Source organism: Nitrosospira sp. Nsp2, assembly GCF_003050965.1.
Classification (GTDB): domain Bacteria; phylum Pseudomonadota; class Gammaproteobacteria; order Burkholderiales; family Nitrosomonadaceae; genus Nitrosospira.
This window is the reverse complement of sequence record NZ_QAOU01000001.1, coordinates 903193-921569: the sequence shown is the minus strand read 5'-3', so window position 1 is coordinate 921569 and position 18377 is coordinate 903193. Positions and strand designations below refer to the sequence as shown.

The window sequence follows — 18377 nt, the reverse complement described above, 5'->3', positions numbered from 1 at the left end:
ATCTCCGGATGCTTGGCGATTTCATCGGTGCATTTACGGTCTTTCAGCCCGGAATGATTGCCGCTTACCAGCACCCGGTTGTTATCGCTTTTCTCCGGAAGAGCGAGAAGCCCCCAGACCGTCCGGTTCTTCGTAATTTCCGCCTTGATGGCCGCGAGGGTGGTAAAGGTGGGGTAATCGCAAGGGGCATTCGCCGGGACCGGCGCCTTGTCCATGTCCAGATGGGTGAAGGTGTGGTTGATGAAGCGGAAATTTGCTTTATTGGCCATTACCGCCGCCACCAGCTCGTCGGTCAGGTTCAGTGCCAATATCGCCGCTTTCGGATCCACCACCGCTCCGGAACCGTTAAACGCCAAATCCAGCTTGTAAGCACCGGCCACCGGATGCGCGGCGCGAAAAGCGGCCTGTTTGCTCACTGCATTGGCAATGTCGGCGCTGTTGAGGCGGTAGGTCGTCGTACCAGGGACATTAGGATCAGCAGGATAATTGTTGTTAATGTCGGGATTCCAGAGATTGTTGGCCAGGAACAGATCATCCAGATGGGTGGCCATATGAACAAAGCGCGCGCCAACGAATACCCCCTGCGTCACCCAGTTGATGAATTCGTAGGCCAGAACCTTCGAATGGATGAGGAAGGTGGCATTGCTAATGGTCGAGATCATTACCTCGCGTACGGGTGTCGTCTGCGACGGCACCATATACCGCACGATCGATAGCAGGGCCTCCCCGTTCTGCGTTGTCAGAAGCGGTTCGACCTTGGGCATCGATCCGTCCCGCAGGGTAGCAGTGTCATTTCGCGGATTGGCCGCAAAGGCAAAGTCCGTAATCGGAAATGGATTGGCCAGGTTCACGTACTCAAACATTTCCTTTGGCTTGGTCACGGTCCACTTACCCTCGTAGCCGGTTCCGCTGGACGAAAAGACCAGACCATAATCCAGGTATACCCCAAAAGGAGACTCTGGATCCCAGTAGGTACCCGGCCATCCTGACAGTACCGCCTGACGCACACCGAAGTTTTTCTGGTAATTGTGCAACATGTCCCATTCCGTGGGCGTGAAGGCTGGGTTCAGTCCAGCGTCCGTCAGGATAATGCCGTTATAGTTGCCCACGCAACCTGCTTCGGCAGCCAGGCAGCTGGACCCTCCCGCAGTAGAGGCGAGCATCGCCGCGGTAAGATCCTGCGTCTTGGAGTTCAATACATCGTATGGCACGCCCATTTCATCGAGCACCGGTTTGATGTAGGCATAGCCAGCATCTTCTGTTACCTCTCCTGTCGTGAGGAGCAGTATTTTCAGCTTGACGGCATTATCAGCAAATGCAGGTGTCGTAACAGCAAAAACCAGCCACGTCATGAGTACCGAGCAGAGCAGCGAAAACTTAAACTGCGCATTCTTATTTTTCATGGAAAAGCTCCTTTTTTTTATTAAGTGAACCTTATGTTTTCAAGTCTTCAACCTCTCAGGTTAGGATCGATTTCGTCAATCGACCGGCGACCATGCTTACCCTTTGATTCCCCCATCAATGATTCCCCAGTCAAGCTAAAAAACGTGTAACAACGATGGTTCCCCCGATCAGGCTTTAAGAACAAGCTGAAGCGGGTCCCTAGACCAGCATAGACGATTAATTTGTTTTTGTTTTACTTAAGGGTGTGGAAGTATGTTAATTTGCTGAGCAATAAGGGAATATTATTTTTAATGCAGCCGTTAGGCCTGCTCAACATTAGCGGGATGACATCGCTAACCTTCTAAATATCCCTGTTGGTGATTTGGAACATCCCTGATTGCGCTCCTCTCTGAAACCGGCCGCATCCTCGCGTTTCCGGTCCGAGCGTCGCCCTCCGCTCATCAGTTGCAATATAAAAATTTTTGCTGTTCCGCCCCCGGACGAAACAAACAGCCTTGTAATGTGCACGGGGCTGAGCTATACCTTTGAGCAGGGTTGTAAAAAAGACGGGTGGCTGCAACAGAATTTAGAGGAGGATTTCGGAGACTCGTTACGGCAAGCGGCAGTCCAGACAACGATGATTGCCCCTGCTTGTGTTCAACATGGTTAATAAAAATAACTGCCTGGTTACCGGGTAGACCCAATCAACTAACAAAAAAAAGGTGGGTTTATGTTCATCAATAATAATGAAATTCTGCAGTTTCTCCATAAAAAACGGATAGTCGCACTTTTAATCTTTACTGTTCTTTTCAGCCTGCTGGCGTCCTGCTCAGTAGTTGACGTACACAAAAGCGCCCCGCTTTCCTCTTCCCAGCGCTGGATAGTTCTCCCCTTTCAAAATTATTCCCAGAGCCCGCGGGCCGGTGAACAAGTGGAAGAGATGGTAGCCACCTTGTTCAGAATCCGTGGCATTCCAAATATAGAAATGTACCAGGTGCAAGATGAAGACAAAGGCGGCTGGCTTGATTTCAATGATCGCAAGCGCCAGGAAAAAGCCTTGCTGTTGGCAATAAAGCACAGTGCTTCCTATGCAGTCACGGGAAGCGTTGATGAATGGCAATACAAACTCGGTGTCGGCAGTGAACCGGTTGTTGGCTTGACGATCCGGGTGATCGAGATTCCCTCCGGCGCCGTTGTGTGGTCTGCAAGCGGAGCCCAATCCGGCTGGAGTACAGGATCGCTTAGCGGTACCGCCCAACAATTGCTAAGAGAATTGATTTCCAATATCGAAATTAAGAAGTCTTGATTCTGTTAAAGATTGGAAGGGGCCCATCATGATGACCAAAACACTAAAAAACAAATGGACAGAGTCGATTGCGATCTCATTATCGGTCCCGGTAATTGGTTACGCGATTGATTCATCCGATCCTTTTTTCATAAATTATCGGTTCCCCTGGTTGATTCTTGCTCCTGTGTTAGCAGGCCTTCGCTATGGGTTTGTCTGCGGACTCACCTCAGCCGCCCTGCTTGTAAGCTTGGTCACAAGTGGTTTTTACCTGGGATGGCCCGGGGTTTCGTTTTTCCCCGAAGAAATGATAATCGGCTTATTGGTGCTAACCCTGATTTCCACCGAATTTCGTGAATCATCGACTCGTCAGATAAAACTCCTGGACCATGAATACAACCACCTCAAGGTAAGAATGGATAAATTTTCCCGTTCCTACCAACTTATCAAGGACTCCCATTATCGCCTGGAACAGCATTTGGCAAGCCAGGCAAAAAGCTTGCGTTTATCGTTAGACGACCTGAAGAAGAAAGTGTTGACCTGGGAGAACCATAAAGGCGAACCACTCGCGGGCATTGGCGACAGTATTTTGAAAATACTCGGCAGTTATGCGAATGTGCAAATGGCGGGTATTTACGCGGTAAACGAACACCGAAAGATGAACCCTCATCCTATTGCATCTTTAGGGCAGCCGCGCACTTTGCTGCCCTCGGATCCCGTGGTAGCAGAAGCGTTGAAAACGGGACATGTTGCGAGCATTGAAATGGAAAAAAACGGGGCATTGCCTGCTGTGGGCGCGCTCGTCGCGATCCCTTTGGTGGACGTTTACGAGAGGATTTGGGGCGTGATCGTCGTGAATGAGATGCCCCTGTTTGCATTCCAGGAAAATACGATGGATTTTCTTGCCGTTCTGGGCGGAAAAATGGGTGATCTTGTCAAACGACGCGCCGAAGCTCACTGCGATGAAAACGATGTTGGAAAAATTTTTGAAAGCAGGTTGCGACGCATCACCGACGAAATCCGGTACTTGAAGACCTCGGCTGTAGCGATTGCGACCGTCATCAGCTCGGACGAACCACAGAGCGAACTTCTCGCAAAATTTCAGGCGGAGTTACGGGGCGTGGATGAAATCCTGATCATTAACGATAGCTGGAATCGTCACGTCTTTTTACTATTGTTGCCCTATACGGATGAGCATGGTGCCAACGAATTCCTGAATCGCGTTGGATTATCGAAATCATCGGCTGAAGTCGCGCTTGATGGCCCGAATGGAATGGCTTTCGGCTTTCGAGGGGGAGATATCAAGGTTTGTACGTGGGTTTTGGATAACAAGACTTCGTACGAAAAAGTTTTATTGGGAATGGATCGCTTTTGCAAGAATGAATTCATTCACATCAGCATAATGGCGAACCCCAATGCGAGTATTTCCAATTTTGCCTGAACTGGTTCTGATCTCTCTGGCCGTGGGGCTGGAAGCATATGGGCTGCGGTTGATTCTCGAGCCCATGTCGGCGCAGCCCCTGATAACCGCCGGCGCTTGTCATTTTATGGCCAGTGTCGTCGCTGCTTATATTTTCCCCAAAATTATTATCCCTGAGCAATATGAGGCTCAGCGGAAAAATGGCTTCTTTTTCTTCATGATGGTTTTTTATCTGCCTGTGCTCGGATTGACGGGGCTGATTTTGGCAATGCCGTTGGTAGCGCGCGGGTCATTCATAAAATCGAAAGGATCAATTTCGCCCGTGAGGGTAAACAAAATCCGGGATCTTCCTTCCGAGACCGCCGGGTCGGACGGTCAATCGGTTAACTCGCACAGCCTGTACGATTTATACCAATCGAGGGATCCCGACAGAAGGCTGCAAGCTGTGTATGCGACGTTAAAACTGAATGACCGGGACGCAATTCCATTACTGCGCATGGCGCTCGGCGACGCGACGGATGATATCCGGTTGCTGGCTTATGCTTTATTGGATCGTAAAGAGTACAGGCTGAGCAAGCACATAGAGCAATCCAAGCGCGATCTTGAAAAACAGGAAACGTCCATGAGAAAACAGTTATGCCGCCAGATTGCCAACGACTATTGGGAACTGGCGCATCTCGGCCTGGTTCAGGGAGAGGCGAAAAACTATGTTCTTGGCATGGCGTACAAATACATTGAACTGAGTCTCATATGTTCTCCCCAAGATTCGGGCCTCCTCTTTCAGTATGCTCAAATCCTGTTGAGGCTGGGAAAATATCAGGAGGCATTGGAGGAATTCAAAAAGGCCGAAATGCTTGGGATGGAGTTTATCTGCTTGCAGACTTACTACGCCGAAATAGCCTTTTATACCGGCCGTTATCAAGAAGTGAAGCAATTGATGACGGCAATAGAACTCCCCGCGGCCTATCCCTTGTTGACAACGGCAGCACGCTTCTGGCGGAAAGAGATCTGATGCCGCAGCAGCGATACGCAGACATCACGCTCCTGCTGGAAGGCACCTACCCTTTTATCAGGGGTGGAGTTTCAGGCTGGGTACACCAGATACTGGAAGCGCTGCCTGAGCGCACATTCTCCCTCATTTTCCTGGGATCCAGGAAGAGTGATTATGACGAACAAAAATATGTCCTTCCCGAGAATGTCGTTCACATGGAATGCCATTATTTGTGGGACCGGGTAACCGCATTCAAGCCAAAAACCTGCAAAGGCAACGAAGAATACATTAAAAACTCGGGGAAGCTTCATGACTGGTTCCGAAATCCATGTCCGGAATTTGACGAGGCCGCCCTGGAGAAACTATTAGTTTCCTTAGGGCAGCCTTCCGGCTTTACTGCAGAGGAATTTTTTTTCAGCGATGGAACATGGCAGCAGATCTGCGAGTATTACAACAAATATAACGCGGAGAACTCATTCATTCATTACCTTTGGTCAATTAAAGCAACACATGCGCCATTGTTCAGGCTTGCCAGCGTCGCCCATCAACTCTCGGTGGAGACAGGCGCATTTCATACGGTATCCACCGGCTATGCAGGTTTTCTTGGGGTATTACTGCATTACAAGACCGGACGTCCGCTTATTCTGACCGAACACGGCATTTACACCAAAGAGAGGAAAGTAGACTTGCAATCCCTTTTCATTAGAGAGCATCACGATTCATTGAATGACGCGCTCTATATGGGAATGCAATATCAGGAAATATTGTGGATAAGATATTTTGAATCCCTGGGCCGGCTTATCTATAAAGCCTCAAATCCTGTCATAAGCCTTTATGAAAACAACAGAAGGCGTCAAATTGCCGATGGCGCAGATAGCGAACGGACGCAAGTTATTCCAAACGGCATGCAAATTGAACGCTTCCTTTCTTTGCGCGCGGAACGACCGGTAAAAATTCCCCGGGTAATCGGATTGCTTGGCAGGATCGTACCGATAAAGGATATCAAGACTTTTATCCGTGCCATGCGCACGGTTGTGATTCAGCTTCCCGAAGCGGAAGGCTGGCTGATCGGTCCGGAAGATGAGGATAAGGAATACGTGGAGGAATGCAGAAGTCTGGTTCAGGAGCTGGGGCTGGAAGGAAAAGTGCGCTTCCTGGGGTTCCAGAAGATCAGCGACATACTCCCTCGCCTGGGTCTGCTGGTATTGACATCCATCAGCGAAGCCTTCCCTTTGGTGCTGCTCGAAGCTTTCGCCAGTGGCTTGCCAGTGGTGACGACTGATGTGGGAGCTTGTCGGGAAATTCTGGAAGGAAGCAGTGAAGAAGACCGTGCCTTGGGATGCGCCGGTATCGTGACGCCCATAGCTGATCCGGAAGCAACTGCTGCAGGGGTAATCGCGCTATTGACGGATGATGACCGCTGGTATGCCGCACAGAAAGCCGGTATTCAACGCGTCGAAAACTATTATACCCAATCGAGGATGCTCGACAGCTATAAACGGGTTTATGACCAGGCGCTCGCCCAGTGAGCACGCTCGGGCATCATATGCAACAGGCATCATGCAGCCACTTTCCTGATCTCTTCCGTCTCGTCTTTTTTAGACCGTATGTCCGAAGTCATTGCCGGCAAATGGCAAGGCCCCGTTCAAATTTCCCCCAACCGCTTGTTGCGCTTCCCCCACGCATGAGAAGCATGTCGGCACGCTCGGCTGATATGCTGGGGCACGTTTCCGCGGCTCCCGCCCGGCATAAACTCCGGGTAACGCCACAGTAATGGCTGGCATCGGCTTCAGACTGCGTGAACTCACCAAGACCGATACTTGGTCGGGACTGCTGCTGGCGTATGGCTTTGCGGGCGTCATCGGTTCAGGGCCATGGGTTCTATCCATCGTTGGCATCCTCCTGATCGGCATCCTCAACACGGAGAACTTTGCAACCCCCTACTACGTTGGGCAGTTTCAGATATCCGTGACCTATCTGATGGCGGGCTCCTTAATCCTGACCAGTCCCTTGCAGTTGATGGTTACGCGCTTTATTGCCGACCGCTTGTTTGAAAAACAGGATAAACAGGTTTTGCCGAATCTGACCGGCGCCATTTTTTTAGTAATAACCGTGAGCGGAACGATTGCGGGGCTCTGTCTGGTTTACCTGTCTACCGGATCGGTGTTATACAAATTATTGATGTTATGCGGTCTGGTTATCCTTTCCACGATCTGGATCGTAGTGATCGTTTTATCGGGACTGAAGGCTTACGCCGAGATTTTGCTGGCGTTTCTCGTGGGCTATGGGTTCACGGTGCTCGCCGCCATGCAGCTCGGCGAGTTCGGGCTGGAAGGTCTGCTTTCCGGTTTCATATTGGGCCACGCCATCCTGTTATTCATGCTCGTGGTTGTGGTTTTCCGTTCCTACTCAAGTGAAAAACTGATCGCCTTTGATTTTTTACGGCGAGGCCAGGTATTTCCAAGCCTGGCTATTACAGGGGTTCTTTATAACCTGGCCATCTGGTCCGATAAATTTATTTTCTGGTTCAATCCTCTCACCAGCGTCGAGATCATTGCTCCTTTGAGAGGGTCGCCAATTTATGATATCCCAATATTTCTGGCGTATTTGTCCATCATACCCGGTATGGCGGTATTCCTATTGCGAATGGAAACCGATTTTGTAGAACAGTATACGAAGTTTTACGCGGCGATTAACGGCGGTGCGCCTTTGAAACGTATTTTACAAATCTATGAAGAGATGATCGTAACAATTCGAAGAGGATTTCTGGAAATCTTTAAAGTCCAGGGAATGACTGTTGTCATATTGCTGGCGGTAGGGGATCAATTACTCGCGTGGGTCGGAATATCCCCTTTCTACAGGGTGCTGCTGAATATCGATCTGGTCGCCGTGGGTGTCCAAGTGCTGTTGCTCGCTGTTCTCAACATATTGTTTTATTTCGACTACCGCAAAGATGCGTTGTATCTCTGTTTGCTTTGCGTCACCTCGAACATTCTATTCACACTTCTGAGTCAATATCTGGGGCCTGCCTTTTACGGCTACGGTTTTGCCTTGTCAGTCGTCTTGACTACGTTGGTGGGAATGACAATTGTCTCGAAAAGGCTTAGCCGGCTGGTTTACGAGACATTCATGCTGCGTTGAGCATTCTTGCGGGATATATAAAAAATATAAAAAATGATCAGCCAATTGCCTTTTTTGAACCGTGGCGCTTTTGTGAGGGTTGTTCTTAGCATGCTTTTCTCCTCTGTTTGCCTGCCTATCCACGCTGATCCGAGCATTGCTTTTTTTTATGGCCGCCCTGCCCCGGTGGATCTGCTTGCTCATTTCACGCAAGTCGTGGTAGAGCCTGAGAATATGGATAATCTCGATTATCTGCGGGAACAGGGAACCAAGGTATTTGCCTACGTAAGTGTCGGGGAGGTCAATGCAACAAGACGCTGGTATCCGGAAATCCCCAAAAGCTGGTTTGTCGGCAGCAATAAAGAATGGGAAAGCAACGTTGTTGATCTAACCCAGCAAGGCTGGCACGACTATCTGATTGATAAATATCTTTCGCGGTTATGGGAAGAAGGCTATCGCGGATTTTTTCTCGACGGGCTCGAGAGTTATCAGAGGTTTGCGGTTGAACCCGAGCGTCGATTGGCTCAGGAAAAAGCTTTGTCGCTTCTGATTAAACGTATCCATCAACATTTTCCAGGGGTCGAACTCATATTTAACCGCGGGTTTGACGTTCTGCCGGAAGTTGGCCAGTATGCCGTTGCGTTGGCTGCCGAGTCACTCTTCCAAAGCTGGGATTCGTACACCCGGAAATATGAAAGCGTTATCGAGCCCGACCGTGTCTGGTTGATGAATAAATTAAGACAGGTGCGAAACCAGTACGGTTTACAAATAATCGTCATAGATTACGTTGACCCAAAGCAGAAGGAACTGATGCGCGTTACTGCCCGACGAATATCTGACCTTGGATACACACCGTGGGTGGCGAATCCCGGGCTGGATATTATTGGCGTCGGCAAGCTGGAAATTTTCCCCAGACGGGTTTTGGCGCTCTATGATGGACAGGAACACCCCGAAGGGTTGCACCAGGCGGAGGTGCATAAGTTAATGGCAATGCCCCTGGAATATCTGGGGTATGCGGTCGATTATCTGGATGTGAACGCCGGATTGCCGGGTAATGTATTGACGGGTCAATATGCCGGAATCGTCACCTGGTTCAACCGGGACGCATTACCCAGGCCGACGCTTTACAGGGACTGGCTGTTGCGGCAGATCGAGTCCGGAGTAAAAGTTGCCGTTCTGGGAAACTTAGGTTTCAAGGCCGACGACAATTTTTTGCGCCATCTGGGGGTCAAGGCAAGCGAGCCGGAATCGATGGAGGGCCAGCCCAAAATCGAGCCAGTGAATAAAATTATCGGCTATGAGGCGCAGCCTGGTTCCGGTATGCCAGGATCAATCGCGTGGCAAGCATTCGATAAACGTATCGCAGCCCATCTAGGCTTCGGCGAGCAATCGGAAGGACCTGTGGTTGCCGTGTTTTCTGGAGATTGGGGTGGTGTCGCGTTACATCCCTATGTAGTAGAGCCGGGTTACAAAGGACGTCAACGATGGATAATCAATCCGTTTGAGTTTTTATCGACAGCTCTCGATTTGCCTGAAATACCTGTGCCTGATGTCACAACCGAGAATGGCCGGCGGTTGCTGCTGGTACAAGTCGATGGTGACGGCGCGGGGATCAAGGCCGAAATACCAGGGACGCCGCTGGCAATAAAAGTCGTTAAGGATAACTTCCTGCAAAGATATAACCTTCCTGCAACGGTTTCCGTGATTGAAGGGGAAACAGCGACAAACGGGTCACCTGACGGGTCCGATGGGTTATCCGAGGTCGAGAAAGTGGCGCGAGACATTTTCAAACTGAACAATGTTGAGGTAGCAAGTCATTCCTATAGTCATCCAAGAGCGTGGTTCCAAAAAAACAATATTGACGATGCGGGTGATGGCTATCACCGTTCTGTCGACAACGACCAACTTGACATCCACCGGGAAATCGCCGGATCAGTTGAATACATCAATAACACCTTGGCGCCCGCGAATAAGCCTTCCCGTGTTTTCCTCTGGACGGGCGACGGGCTGGCGGACAACGAAGCCTTGGCCCTGACGCGCCGGCTCGGACTGGAGAATATGAACGGCGGTGGCGCGACCATATCGGATGCTGAACGGACGATGACCCGTGTGCCTCCGCTTGGTTATAAGATTAATGATCAGCTCCAGGTGTATGCCCCTATTGCCAGCGAGCATATCTATACAAATAGCTGGCAAGGCCCTTATTACGGATTCAATCGCGTGATTGAAACGATGCGGCTCACGGACAGTCCGCGCCGCCTGAAGCCGATGCATATTCATTATCACTTTTACTCAGGCAGTAAGATGTCATCCGTCAATGCGCTGAAAGCCGTGTATGACTGGAGCCTTCAACAGGAACATCGGGCTGTCTGGGTTAGCGAGTACGGGCAGAAGGTAAATGAATTCCACAGCATTACCCTCTCACGGCGCATGGATGGGGCTTGGGATATCAGGGGACTGAATGCGCTGCGCACATTGCGTTTGCCAACGTCCTCAAAATGGCCTGATATGGAGAGATCCGAGGGAGTAGTGGGATTTCGGGATGTGCATCAGGGTCGCTATCTGCATCTCTTGCCTAATCAGGGGCAAGTGCTGTTGCATACGACGCCTCAACCCCCCTCATCGCCTTATCTGTTACACAGCAACGGCAAGATCGAGGAATGGCAGAAATCGGCCGACGGTATTCATTTGCGGATGCATGCCCATACACCATTGGAAATGGTTATCGCATCCCCGGAACAGACATGCGTTATAAATTGGGCTGGCCGCACATTGGAAGGGCAACGACAAGGCCAGGGCTGGAAATTTGTTTTCCCACGCGCCGAGCCCGGGAATGTAACTCTCGTCTGTTACTGATCAACAAAAGTCCGATTATTCAGGACCAAAATAAAAAACGAGGAAGAGATCCGGGTCCTCGTTTTTTTTGATCGTAACCATATTGACAGTGCGATTCCTCCCGACTGCCGCGAATGCCCTTTACCTGTCCTTCAACTTGGCGAACGCCGCGGCCATTGCGGTATCGGGTTTAGCCTCGACTGTTTGTTTCTGTTTTTTCTGCTGGGGCTGATGCTGGGGCCGCGATGATTGCTCTTTCCAGCCACTGGATTGTTCCGGCTTCCTGTTTTGTTCAGGCTTCCTGTTTTGCTGCCCGCCCTGTGTACCTTTGCCTGCGGCCTCCGCCAGTCGCATGGTGAGCGCGATGCGCTTGCGCTTTTCGTCTATCTCCACCACCTTGACTTTCACCACCTGCCCCACCTTTACGACGGCATGCGGGTCTTTCACGAACGTGTCGGCCAGCGCGGAGATGTGGACCAGCCCGTCCTGATGCACGCCGATATCGACAAATGCGCCGAACGCTGCGACATTGGTCACGACACCTTCCAGGATCATATCCGGAAGCAAATCCCTGAGTTCATTTATCCCCTCTTTGAATGTCGCAGTCGTGAATTCCGGACGCGGGTCGCGGCCAGGTTTTTCCAGCTCCCCAAGGATGTCGCTGATGGTGGGAATGCCGAATTTTTCATCCGCGTACTTTGCCGGGTTCACCGATTTCAGCAATTTCGCGTTGCCGATGACCTGTTTGATATCCTGCTTGAGGTCGGCAAGGATTTTTTCCACCGCCGGATATGATTCAGGGTGCACCGCGGAGGCATCCAGGGGATTATCGCCGTTCATGATGCGCAGGAACCCTGCCGCCTGCTCGAAGGCTTTTTCGCCCAGGCGCGGCACTTCGCGCAAGGCGCCACGTGAAGTAAACATGCCTTTGTCGTCGCGATGGGCAACTATGCTTTGCGCCACTGCGTGGTTGAGTCCGGAAACGCGCTCAAGCAAGGGCGGCGAAGCCGTGTTCACATCCACGCCCACGGCATTCACGCAATCTTCGACCACGGCATCGAGCGAGCGCGCCAGTTGCGACTGCCCCACGTCGTGCTGGTATTGGCCGACGCCGATGGATTTGGGATCGACCTTTACCAGTTCCGCCAGCGGGTCCTGCAACCGGCGGGCAATGGACACCGCGCCGCGCAGCGAGACATCCATGGCGGGCAGTTCGCGTGAAGCGAATTCGGAAGCGGAATAGACCGAAGCCCCCGCTTCCGACACCACGATCGCGGTCAGCTTGAGGTCCGACCGCCGTTTGATCAGGTCGCGTGCCAGCTTGTCGGTCTCGCGCGACGCGGTGCCGTTGCCGATTGCTATCAGCGAGACTCCATATTTTTCCGCCAGTTTTTCCAGCGCATGCAGCGATCCATCCCAGTCGTTCCTTGGCTGGTGGGGATAGATGGTCGCGGTTTCCATGACCTTGCCGGTCGCATCCACCACTGCGACCTTCACCCCGGTGCGCAGGCCGGGATCGAGCCCCATGGTGACGCGCGGCCCGGCGGGCGCGGCCAGCAGCAGCGCTTTCAGGTTGCGGGCGAAGACATGGATTGCCTCCGTTTCGGCCCGCTTGCGCAGCCCCGTCATCAGTTCGGTTTCCAGGTGGACAAAACTTTTCACCCGCCAGGTCCAGCGCACCGTATCGCTCAGCCAGCTATCAGCGGGGCGGGTACGGTCCCGGATGCTGAAATGCGCGGCGATGTGCGCTTCGCAGGGATTCTGCGGCGCATCCCATTTGGGTCTTTCGGCCTCGGAATCCAGTCGCAGGGAAACATTCAGCATCCCCTCGCGGCGGCCCCGTAGCATCGCCAGGGCGCGATGGGAGGGAATCGTATTGATCGGCTCGGCATAATCGAAATAATCGGCATACTTCGCGCCCGTTTCTTCCTTGCCTTCCGTGATCCTGGATTCCACCACGCCGTGCGTGAGCAGATATTCTCGCAGCCACTGAAGCAATGTTGCGTCTTCCGCGAAACGCTCCATCAGTATCTGACGGGCGCCCTCAAGCGCGGCCTTGGCATCTTCCACACCGGGATTGTCGCCCTGATCAGTCTTGAACGCGGGTTTCAGATACTTGAGCGCTTCTTCTTCCGGCTGCAACATCGGATTTGCGAGCAGCGCATCGGCCAGCGGCTGTAATCCGGCCTCCAGCGCAATCTGCGCTTTGGTGCGGCGTTTTTTCTTGAACGGCAGATAAAGGTCTTCCAGCCGCGTCTTGTCTTCCGCCTGCATAACCGAGGCCAGCAACGCCGGCGTCATCTTGCCCTGCTCTTCGATGGCGGCAATGATCGCAGCACGCCGGTCCTCCAGTTCGCGCAGATAGTACAAACGCTCTTCCAGCAAGCGCAGTTGAACGTCGTCAAGCCCGCCGGTCGCTTCCTTGCGATAACGCGAGATGAATGGCACCGTGGCGCCCTCGTCCAGAAGGGCGATGGCAGCCGCGACCTGCTCGGGCCTGGCGGCGAGTTCGAGGGAAAGGCGTTGTTCGATTGATGGCAGCATGATGAGAGTATGAAAAAATGGGCCGAGCCGGGCCGACTTTGCCGTTATGGGCAGTAAAATGGGCAGTAGAGTCCGGCGGGCGGGTTATACGGATACCTGACGTTTGACGTTTTTACGCAGGATGGTCGAGCGGTTAAGTCTACTCAGTTTTTAGAGGATGCATCGGGAAGGTTTTATCAGCCTTGACGCTTTTTTGCTCGACATAAACCAGCTTATCGGTCGCGAAGCCCAGTTCACGGGCCTTTTGAATAAACCTGCCCATCACCTTATCGGGCACGTGTGGCGTCCTGGAGAGAAGCCACAACGAATTCCTGTCTGAGCCGGTTACGTATGAATACTGATAGTCAGCGCCATCCAGGCCAAACACCACGTACGAACCATAAAAAGGGCCAAAAAACGATACCTTGAGATAGCCGACATCCGGCCCTTTCACAAAGTAGGCTTTACCCTCAGCCGTTCGCCACTCGCCCTTTTGGGCGTCATAGCCGCGGTTCAGGACGTCGATGCCGCCATCATCACGTAAACGGTAATGGGCCGTAATGTTGCGCAAACCTTTTTCATAAGGGTGCTCGAGGCGGGCAATCTCGTACCAGGCGCCAAGATAGCGCTGGGCGTTAAAGTTCTCGACCGGCGTAATTCCCTTGGGAACGCCGGCGCAACCCGCCAACAGGCCGAATGCCGCTATGATAATTGCCAGGAAGAATTTTCGCATTCGCTCGCCATGAAAAGCCCGCTCGAAAAGCCATCTTCAAAAGACTCTCGTCAGCGGGAGTTCCTCCACCGCTCCTCGAAGGGAAACAGAAGGTGGAGACAAACCAGTCTTTACGTCCTAAACCTGCATGATTATAGCCTAACCGACTGGCAGCCTGTCCCTGCTTTTCCCTACACCTTGTCTTAACCCCTGTCGGCACGACCCGGAAGCCCGATCAATAACCCAGCCGGGGTCCAGTCCATTGACGTTACCGCCAAGCCCGTTTGGCATTTGACGTGAATGAAATCCTGGCCCATCGCATGCAGCGGGCCGCGGCATGGAAAAGCGCCGACGCACCGGGCCCCGTCTGCTGTTCAGGTGGCCCGATGTTCTGCCGTTTTTTTGCTCGTATCCGTGCGTCTGCGGTACATCCCTGCGCGCATGAGCAGGGTGGTCGTCACAGGAGACGTCGCTACCACGAACAGCGTGATTAGCACCTCCTGGAATACAAGTCGCTCAGCCTGTATTGAGGCGACCAGTATGGACGCCAGCAGCACGCATCCCAGGCCGAGCGTATTTCCCAGGGTAGGCGCGTGTATCCGCGCAAACAGGTTAGGCAGTCTTAACAGGCCGATTGATCCGATCAGGGTCAGCAGGGCGCCCGTTACCAATAGGAGTGAAGCAAGCAGATCCGCCCATGCGGGAAGATTCTCGGCTGTCATGGCTCGATCACCTCTCCGCGCAGCAGGAATTTCGCCATTGCGGCCGAGCCGACGAAACCGAACAGCGCAATCAGCAGGGCGATATCGAAGAAAAACCTGGACCCAAGCTGAATGCCGAGCGTCAGCACCATTATCATGCTGTTAATATACAAGGTATCGAGTGCCAGCACCCGGTCTTCCGCAGCAGGACCACGCAGAAGGCGGATTGCCGCAAGGACCATGGCGAGTGCGATAGCGATCAGGGCAAAAGAGATCGCCCAGGGCAGCATTGCGCTCATTCGAAAATCTCCATCAGTCGTCGTTCATAACGCTGCTTGATGAATGAACTCCAGCTCTCTTCATCTTGCAGACCCAGCACATGGATCGTCAGGCCGCGTCCGACGGGGGAGAGACAAACCGGTCGAACCGCTTTCACGTACCCACCCTTTCAGCATTACTCGCCGGAAAGATAGAAATGTAGTCAATAGCTATGAGTTGTGTCATTTTAATTGGAATCACTATCGGTCTGGCGGCCTGCATTATGATTGTCGAATAGAGCCAAATAGCATTAACAGTCTTCTTAATAGCTTAATGCATTGCATCAAGAATCTTTTGCGCGGCGGTATTCCCTTGGGCAGCGGCTTGCTGGTACCACTCCACCGCTTTGGCATCATCCTGTGGCACGCCCTTGCCATTTTCATACATAAAGCCGAGTTTTTTTTGCGCCAAGGCAAGTCCTTGGGCAGCGGCTTGCCGGTACCACTCCACCGCTTTGGCATCATCGTGTGGCACGCCCTTGCCATTTTCATACATAAACCCGAGATTGACTTGCGCAATGGCGAGTCCTTGGGCAGCGGCTTTTTGGTACCACTCCACGGCTTTGGCATCATCCTGGGTCACGCCTCTGCCATTTTGATACATAACGCCGAGGTTGTTTTGCGCCAAGGCAAGTCCTTGGGCAGCGGCTTGCCGGTACCACTCCACCGCTTTGGCATCATCCTGTGGCACGCCGTTGCCATTTTCATACATAAAGCCGAGGTTTTTTTGCGCCAAGGCAAGTCCTTGGGCAGCGGCTTGCCGGTACCACTCCACCGCTTTGGCATCATCCCGGGGCACGCCCTTGCCATTTTCATACATAAACCCGAGATTGACTTGCGCAATGGCAAGTCCTTGGGCAGCGGCTTTTTGGTACCACTCCAGGGCTTTGGCATCATGCTGGGTCACGCCTCTGCCATTTTGATACATAACGCCGAGGTTGTTTTGCGCCAAGGCAAGTCCTTGGGTAGCGGCTTGCCGGTACCACTCCACGGCTTTGGCATCATCCCGGGGCACGCCCTTGCCAGTTTGATACATAATCCCGAGACCGTTTTCCGCAGCGGCATTCCCCTGTGCAGCGGCTTGCCGGAACCACTCCACCGCTTTGGCATCATCCTGAGGCACGCCCATGCCATTTTGATACATAAAGCCGAGGTTGTGCTGTGCGCTAGCAAGTCCTTGGGAACCGGCTTGCCGGTACCACTCCACGGCTTTGGCATCATTCTGGGTCACGCCTCTGCCATTCTGATACATAACACCGAGGTTGTTTTGCGCTAAGGCAAGTCCTTGGGCAGCGGCTTTCCGGTGCAACTCCACCGCTATGGCATCATCCTGGGGCACGCCCTTGCCATTTTGATACATAAAGCCGAGGTTGTCTTGTGCAATGGCAAGTCCTTGGGAAGCGGCTTTTCGGTACCACTCCACGGCTTTGGCATCATCCTGGGTCACGCCTCTGCCATTTTGATACATAACGCCGAGGTTGTTTTGCGCGCCGGCATATCCCAACTCGGCTTTACGACGAGTCTCCTCAAATTCTAGTGATTTTGAGGACTCAGAGGTTGCAACGGTTTTTTCCTTATCTACATTAGGCGGGGCTATTGCAGTTGGCTGAGAGGACTGCTTATGTGATGCGGTCTTAATACGAATATCCAACACTTTATCTTGGAACGTTTCCCAACGATTCAATATTTCCACCTCAGTTAAATTGCTATTTTTAAGCATTGAACAGTAAGTCGCTGCCATTGTTTGTAAAGCAAGGGACCTGTCCACGTTTGGGAATTTATCAAACAGACTTTTAGCAGCAACTTCAGTTCTAATTGCAACGTTACCGGCGCTAACTCGTCCCAACCTCCCTGCGCTAGCTTCTATCTCTGATTTTATATCCCGATTAACATTTGTTATTGCTCCAGGCATTGACGGGCAGACAATAGCCGCTTCTGAAAAGGTCGAAATCACCAGAAACCCTATTACAACGATATTTCTCATAGAGAATTTTGCATTATCGATACCACCTAATCCATCGCCGATTGATAGCGAAAACGGTATCAAACGAAAAACTGATCATCTTGCAGGCCCTTGAAACGTTGCCAAGCTCGATTATCAGAATTGAGCAAGCCTAGCTTGTGTTTGATAACGAAACCAGATCATCCCCTTCTCACTTAATCCGGAAGTAATTTCTCAGCCACAGCAGAAACAGAAAGATTCTCGGGATCAAGCCGAAGCCTTCCTGCGGCCGTCAGAAAGCCCATCAGCCCCGATCCCGCAATGAACATAATGGAGGTCTCCGGTTCGGGGATAGGACTTACAGCAGCTGTAATGTGGAAGTTGTCCATCGCAGCATAATCACCTTCAACAGATCGATTCGAACGGTTACATTCCGGTCGGTATTGCCTATTGTACTAGGTGGCAGCGTAACCTCGGTCCAACTGAAAACATCGCGGGAAGACGCAATACCGGAAACTTGCCCTACATCTAACATCTTTCCAGAACCTAGGCCATCATTCCCGTTAGCATCATCGAAAAGAGTGAATTTGAAAGTTGGAACAGCACCAGGTTTAACAAATGGACCGCCAAATACGCTGACATCAATACTTGATATCTCCGCCCGCACATTCATAAATGGATTGCTTCCAACATTAAACGACAATCCTATCAAATCATTCTCTACGGTGAAAGCATCCCCAAAGCATAATTCCCCCTTGCCAGAAAGATCGGAATAGCCATGACCAGATGCCTGATTGCCGGCGATAAGAAGCGTGTCCACCGTATTTGCTTGAGCAAAACTGGCCCAGTTGGCTGATTGCCATAGAGCTCATTTACAGGATTGAAGACGTTGACATCGCCTCCGTCGTTCACAAACGCTACTGGATGCTCAAAATTCTGATCATATGAAGTCACCTCGCCTTTACGGGCAATATAAAAAGTATTGTCATACTGAGGCTCACAATTAGGAACGCCAGTTTCGAATTCATCATCTTCCCTCCCGTTAAACATTTTCTCGACGGGGTTTAAACACGCTCCCTTGCCGTGGCCATAAGTGCAAGCTTCCGTATGCTACCTCGCGCCCCGTGGTTCGACCGCAAGTTGTCGGG

The 18377-nt window shown here is 51.9% G+C and carries 14 protein-coding genes and 1 pseudogene; 6 read left to right on the top strand and 9 right to left on the bottom strand.

Going from position 1 to position 18377, the window contains the following annotated elements:
• Positions 1-1403: pseudogene (locus C8R31_RS04190) on the bottom strand (hypothetical protein); the annotation flags it as partial.
• A gap of 710 nt (positions 1404-2113) precedes the next feature.
• Between C8R31_RS04190 and C8R31_RS04185 the strand changes: the two are divergent.
• The 6 genes from C8R31_RS04185 to C8R31_RS04165 all read left to right on the top strand — a co-directional run bounded on the left by C8R31_RS04185 (position 2114) and on the right by C8R31_RS04165 (position 11055).
• Entirely contained in the window at positions 2114-2689 is a 576-nt protein-coding gene (locus C8R31_RS04185; RefSeq protein ID WP_107692757.1) for a hypothetical protein, read from the top strand.
• 28 nt (positions 2690-2717) lie between these two features.
• Positions 2718-4109 (top strand): PelD GGDEF domain-containing protein, encoded by a 1392-nt coding sequence (locus C8R31_RS04180; RefSeq protein WP_107692756.1) that lies wholly within the window; start codon positions 2718-2720, stop codon positions 4107-4109.
• On the top strand, positions 4084-5100 hold the full coding sequence (locus C8R31_RS15985) for a lipopolysaccharide assembly protein LapB (protein ID WP_181320408.1): 1017 nt from the start codon (positions 4084-4086) through the stop codon (positions 5098-5100). Before C8R31_RS04180 ends, C8R31_RS15985 begins: the two co-directional genes overlap by 26 nt.
• Positions 5100-6608, top strand: a complete 1509-nt coding sequence (gene pelF / locus C8R31_RS04175) for a GT4 family glycosyltransferase PelF (RefSeq protein WP_181320406.1) — start codon at positions 5100-5102, stop codon at positions 6606-6608. The genes C8R31_RS15985 and pelF overlap by 1 nt, the downstream gene beginning before the upstream one ends.
• Before the next feature lie 244 nt (positions 6609-6852).
• Complete coding sequence (pelG, locus tag C8R31_RS04170; RefSeq protein ID WP_107692755.1) at positions 6853-8220, top strand: exopolysaccharide Pel transporter PelG; 1368 nt, start codon at positions 6853-6855, stop codon at positions 8218-8220.
• 90 nt (positions 8221-8310) lie between these two features.
• A complete protein-coding gene (locus C8R31_RS04165; RefSeq protein ID WP_181320404.1) occupies positions 8311-11055 on the top strand; it encodes a bifunctional glycoside hydrolase 114/ polysaccharide deacetylase family protein in 2745 nt (914 codons plus the stop codon).
• 120 nt (positions 11056-11175) lie between these two features.
• On the opposite strand, the gene C8R31_RS04160 is transcribed toward C8R31_RS04165, so the two are convergent.
• From C8R31_RS04160 to C8R31_RS04125, 8 genes are all read right to left on the bottom strand, one after another.
• Complete coding sequence (locus tag C8R31_RS04160) at positions 11176-13578, bottom strand: Tex family protein (RefSeq protein WP_107692753.1); 2403 nt, start codon at positions 13576-13578, stop codon at positions 11176-11178.
• Between the two features lie 139 nt (positions 13579-13717).
• Positions 13718-14290: a lipocalin family protein gene (locus C8R31_RS04155; RefSeq protein ID WP_107692752.1), complete on the bottom strand. Its 573-nt coding sequence runs from the start codon at positions 14288-14290 to the stop codon at positions 13718-13720.
• Between the two features lie 353 nt (positions 14291-14643).
• Positions 14644-14991, bottom strand: a complete 348-nt coding sequence (gene mnhG, locus C8R31_RS04150; RefSeq protein ID WP_107692751.1) for a monovalent cation/H(+) antiporter subunit G — start codon at positions 14989-14991, stop codon at positions 14644-14646.
• A complete protein-coding gene (locus C8R31_RS04145) occupies positions 14988-15269 on the bottom strand; it encodes a K+/H+ antiporter subunit F (protein ID WP_107692750.1) in 282 nt (93 codons plus the stop codon). The genes mnhG and C8R31_RS04145 overlap by 4 nt, the downstream gene beginning before the upstream one ends.
• Positions 15266-15406, bottom strand: coding sequence for a Na+/H+ antiporter subunit E (locus C8R31_RS04140; RefSeq protein ID WP_107692749.1), 141 nt, complete (start codon positions 15404-15406; stop codon positions 15266-15268). Before C8R31_RS04140 ends, C8R31_RS04145 begins: the two co-directional genes overlap by 4 nt.
• A 152-nt stretch (positions 15407-15558) precedes the next feature.
• Positions 15559-17334 (bottom strand): tetratricopeptide repeat protein, encoded by a 1776-nt coding sequence (locus tag C8R31_RS16640; RefSeq protein ID WP_219907439.1) that lies wholly within the window; start codon positions 17332-17334, stop codon positions 15559-15561.
• Between the two features lie 110 nt (positions 17335-17444).
• Complete coding sequence (locus C8R31_RS16735) at positions 17445-17618, bottom strand: PEP-CTERM sorting domain-containing protein (protein ID WP_107692748.1); 174 nt, start codon at positions 17616-17618, stop codon at positions 17445-17447.
• Positions 17588-18049: a hypothetical protein gene (locus C8R31_RS04125; protein ID WP_146164549.1), complete on the bottom strand. Its 462-nt coding sequence runs from the start codon at positions 18047-18049 to the stop codon at positions 17588-17590. The genes C8R31_RS16735 and C8R31_RS04125 overlap by 31 nt, the downstream gene beginning before the upstream one ends.
• Positions 18050-18377 lie beyond the last annotated feature (328 nt).

What these genes read in the sequence shown, in the direction of transcription:
- C8R31_RS04185 (WP_107692757.1), top strand. Translation starts at nt 2,114, where the DNA reads ATGTTCATCAATAATAATGAAATTCTGCAGTTTCTCCATAAAAAACGG.
- C8R31_RS04180 (WP_107692756.1), top strand. Translation starts at nt 2,718, where the DNA reads ATGATGACCAAAACACTAAAAAACAAATGGACAGAGTCGATTGCGATC.
- C8R31_RS15985 (WP_181320408.1), top strand. Translation starts at nt 4,084, where the DNA reads ATGCGAGTATTTCCAATTTTGCCTGAACTGGTTCTGATCTCTCTGGCC.
- pelF (WP_181320406.1), top strand. Translation starts at nt 5,100, where the DNA reads ATGCCGCAGCAGCGATACGCAGACATCACGCTCCTGCTGGAAGGCACC.
- pelG (WP_107692755.1), top strand. Translation starts at nt 6,853, where the DNA reads ATGGCTGGCATCGGCTTCAGACTGCGTGAACTCACCAAGACCGATACT.
- C8R31_RS04165 (WP_181320404.1), top strand. Translation starts at nt 8,311, where the DNA reads ATGCTTTTCTCCTCTGTTTGCCTGCCTATCCACGCTGATCCGAGCATT.
- C8R31_RS04160 (WP_107692753.1), bottom strand. Translation starts at nt 13,578, where the DNA reads ATGCTGCCATCAATCGAACAACGCCTTTCCCTCGAACTCGCCGCCAGG.
- C8R31_RS04155 (WP_107692752.1), bottom strand. Translation starts at nt 14,290, where the DNA reads ATGCGAAAATTCTTCCTGGCAATTATCATAGCGGCATTCGGCCTGTTG.
- mnhG (WP_107692751.1), bottom strand. Translation starts at nt 14,991, where the DNA reads ATGACAGCCGAGAATCTTCCCGCATGGGCGGATCTGCTTGCTTCACTC.
- C8R31_RS04145 (WP_107692750.1), bottom strand. Translation starts at nt 15,269, where the DNA reads ATGAGCGCAATGCTGCCCTGGGCGATCTCTTTTGCCCTGATCGCTATC.
- C8R31_RS16735 (WP_107692748.1), bottom strand. Translation starts at nt 17,618, where the DNA reads ATGGACAACTTCCACATTACAGCTGCTGTAAGTCCTATCCCCGAACCG.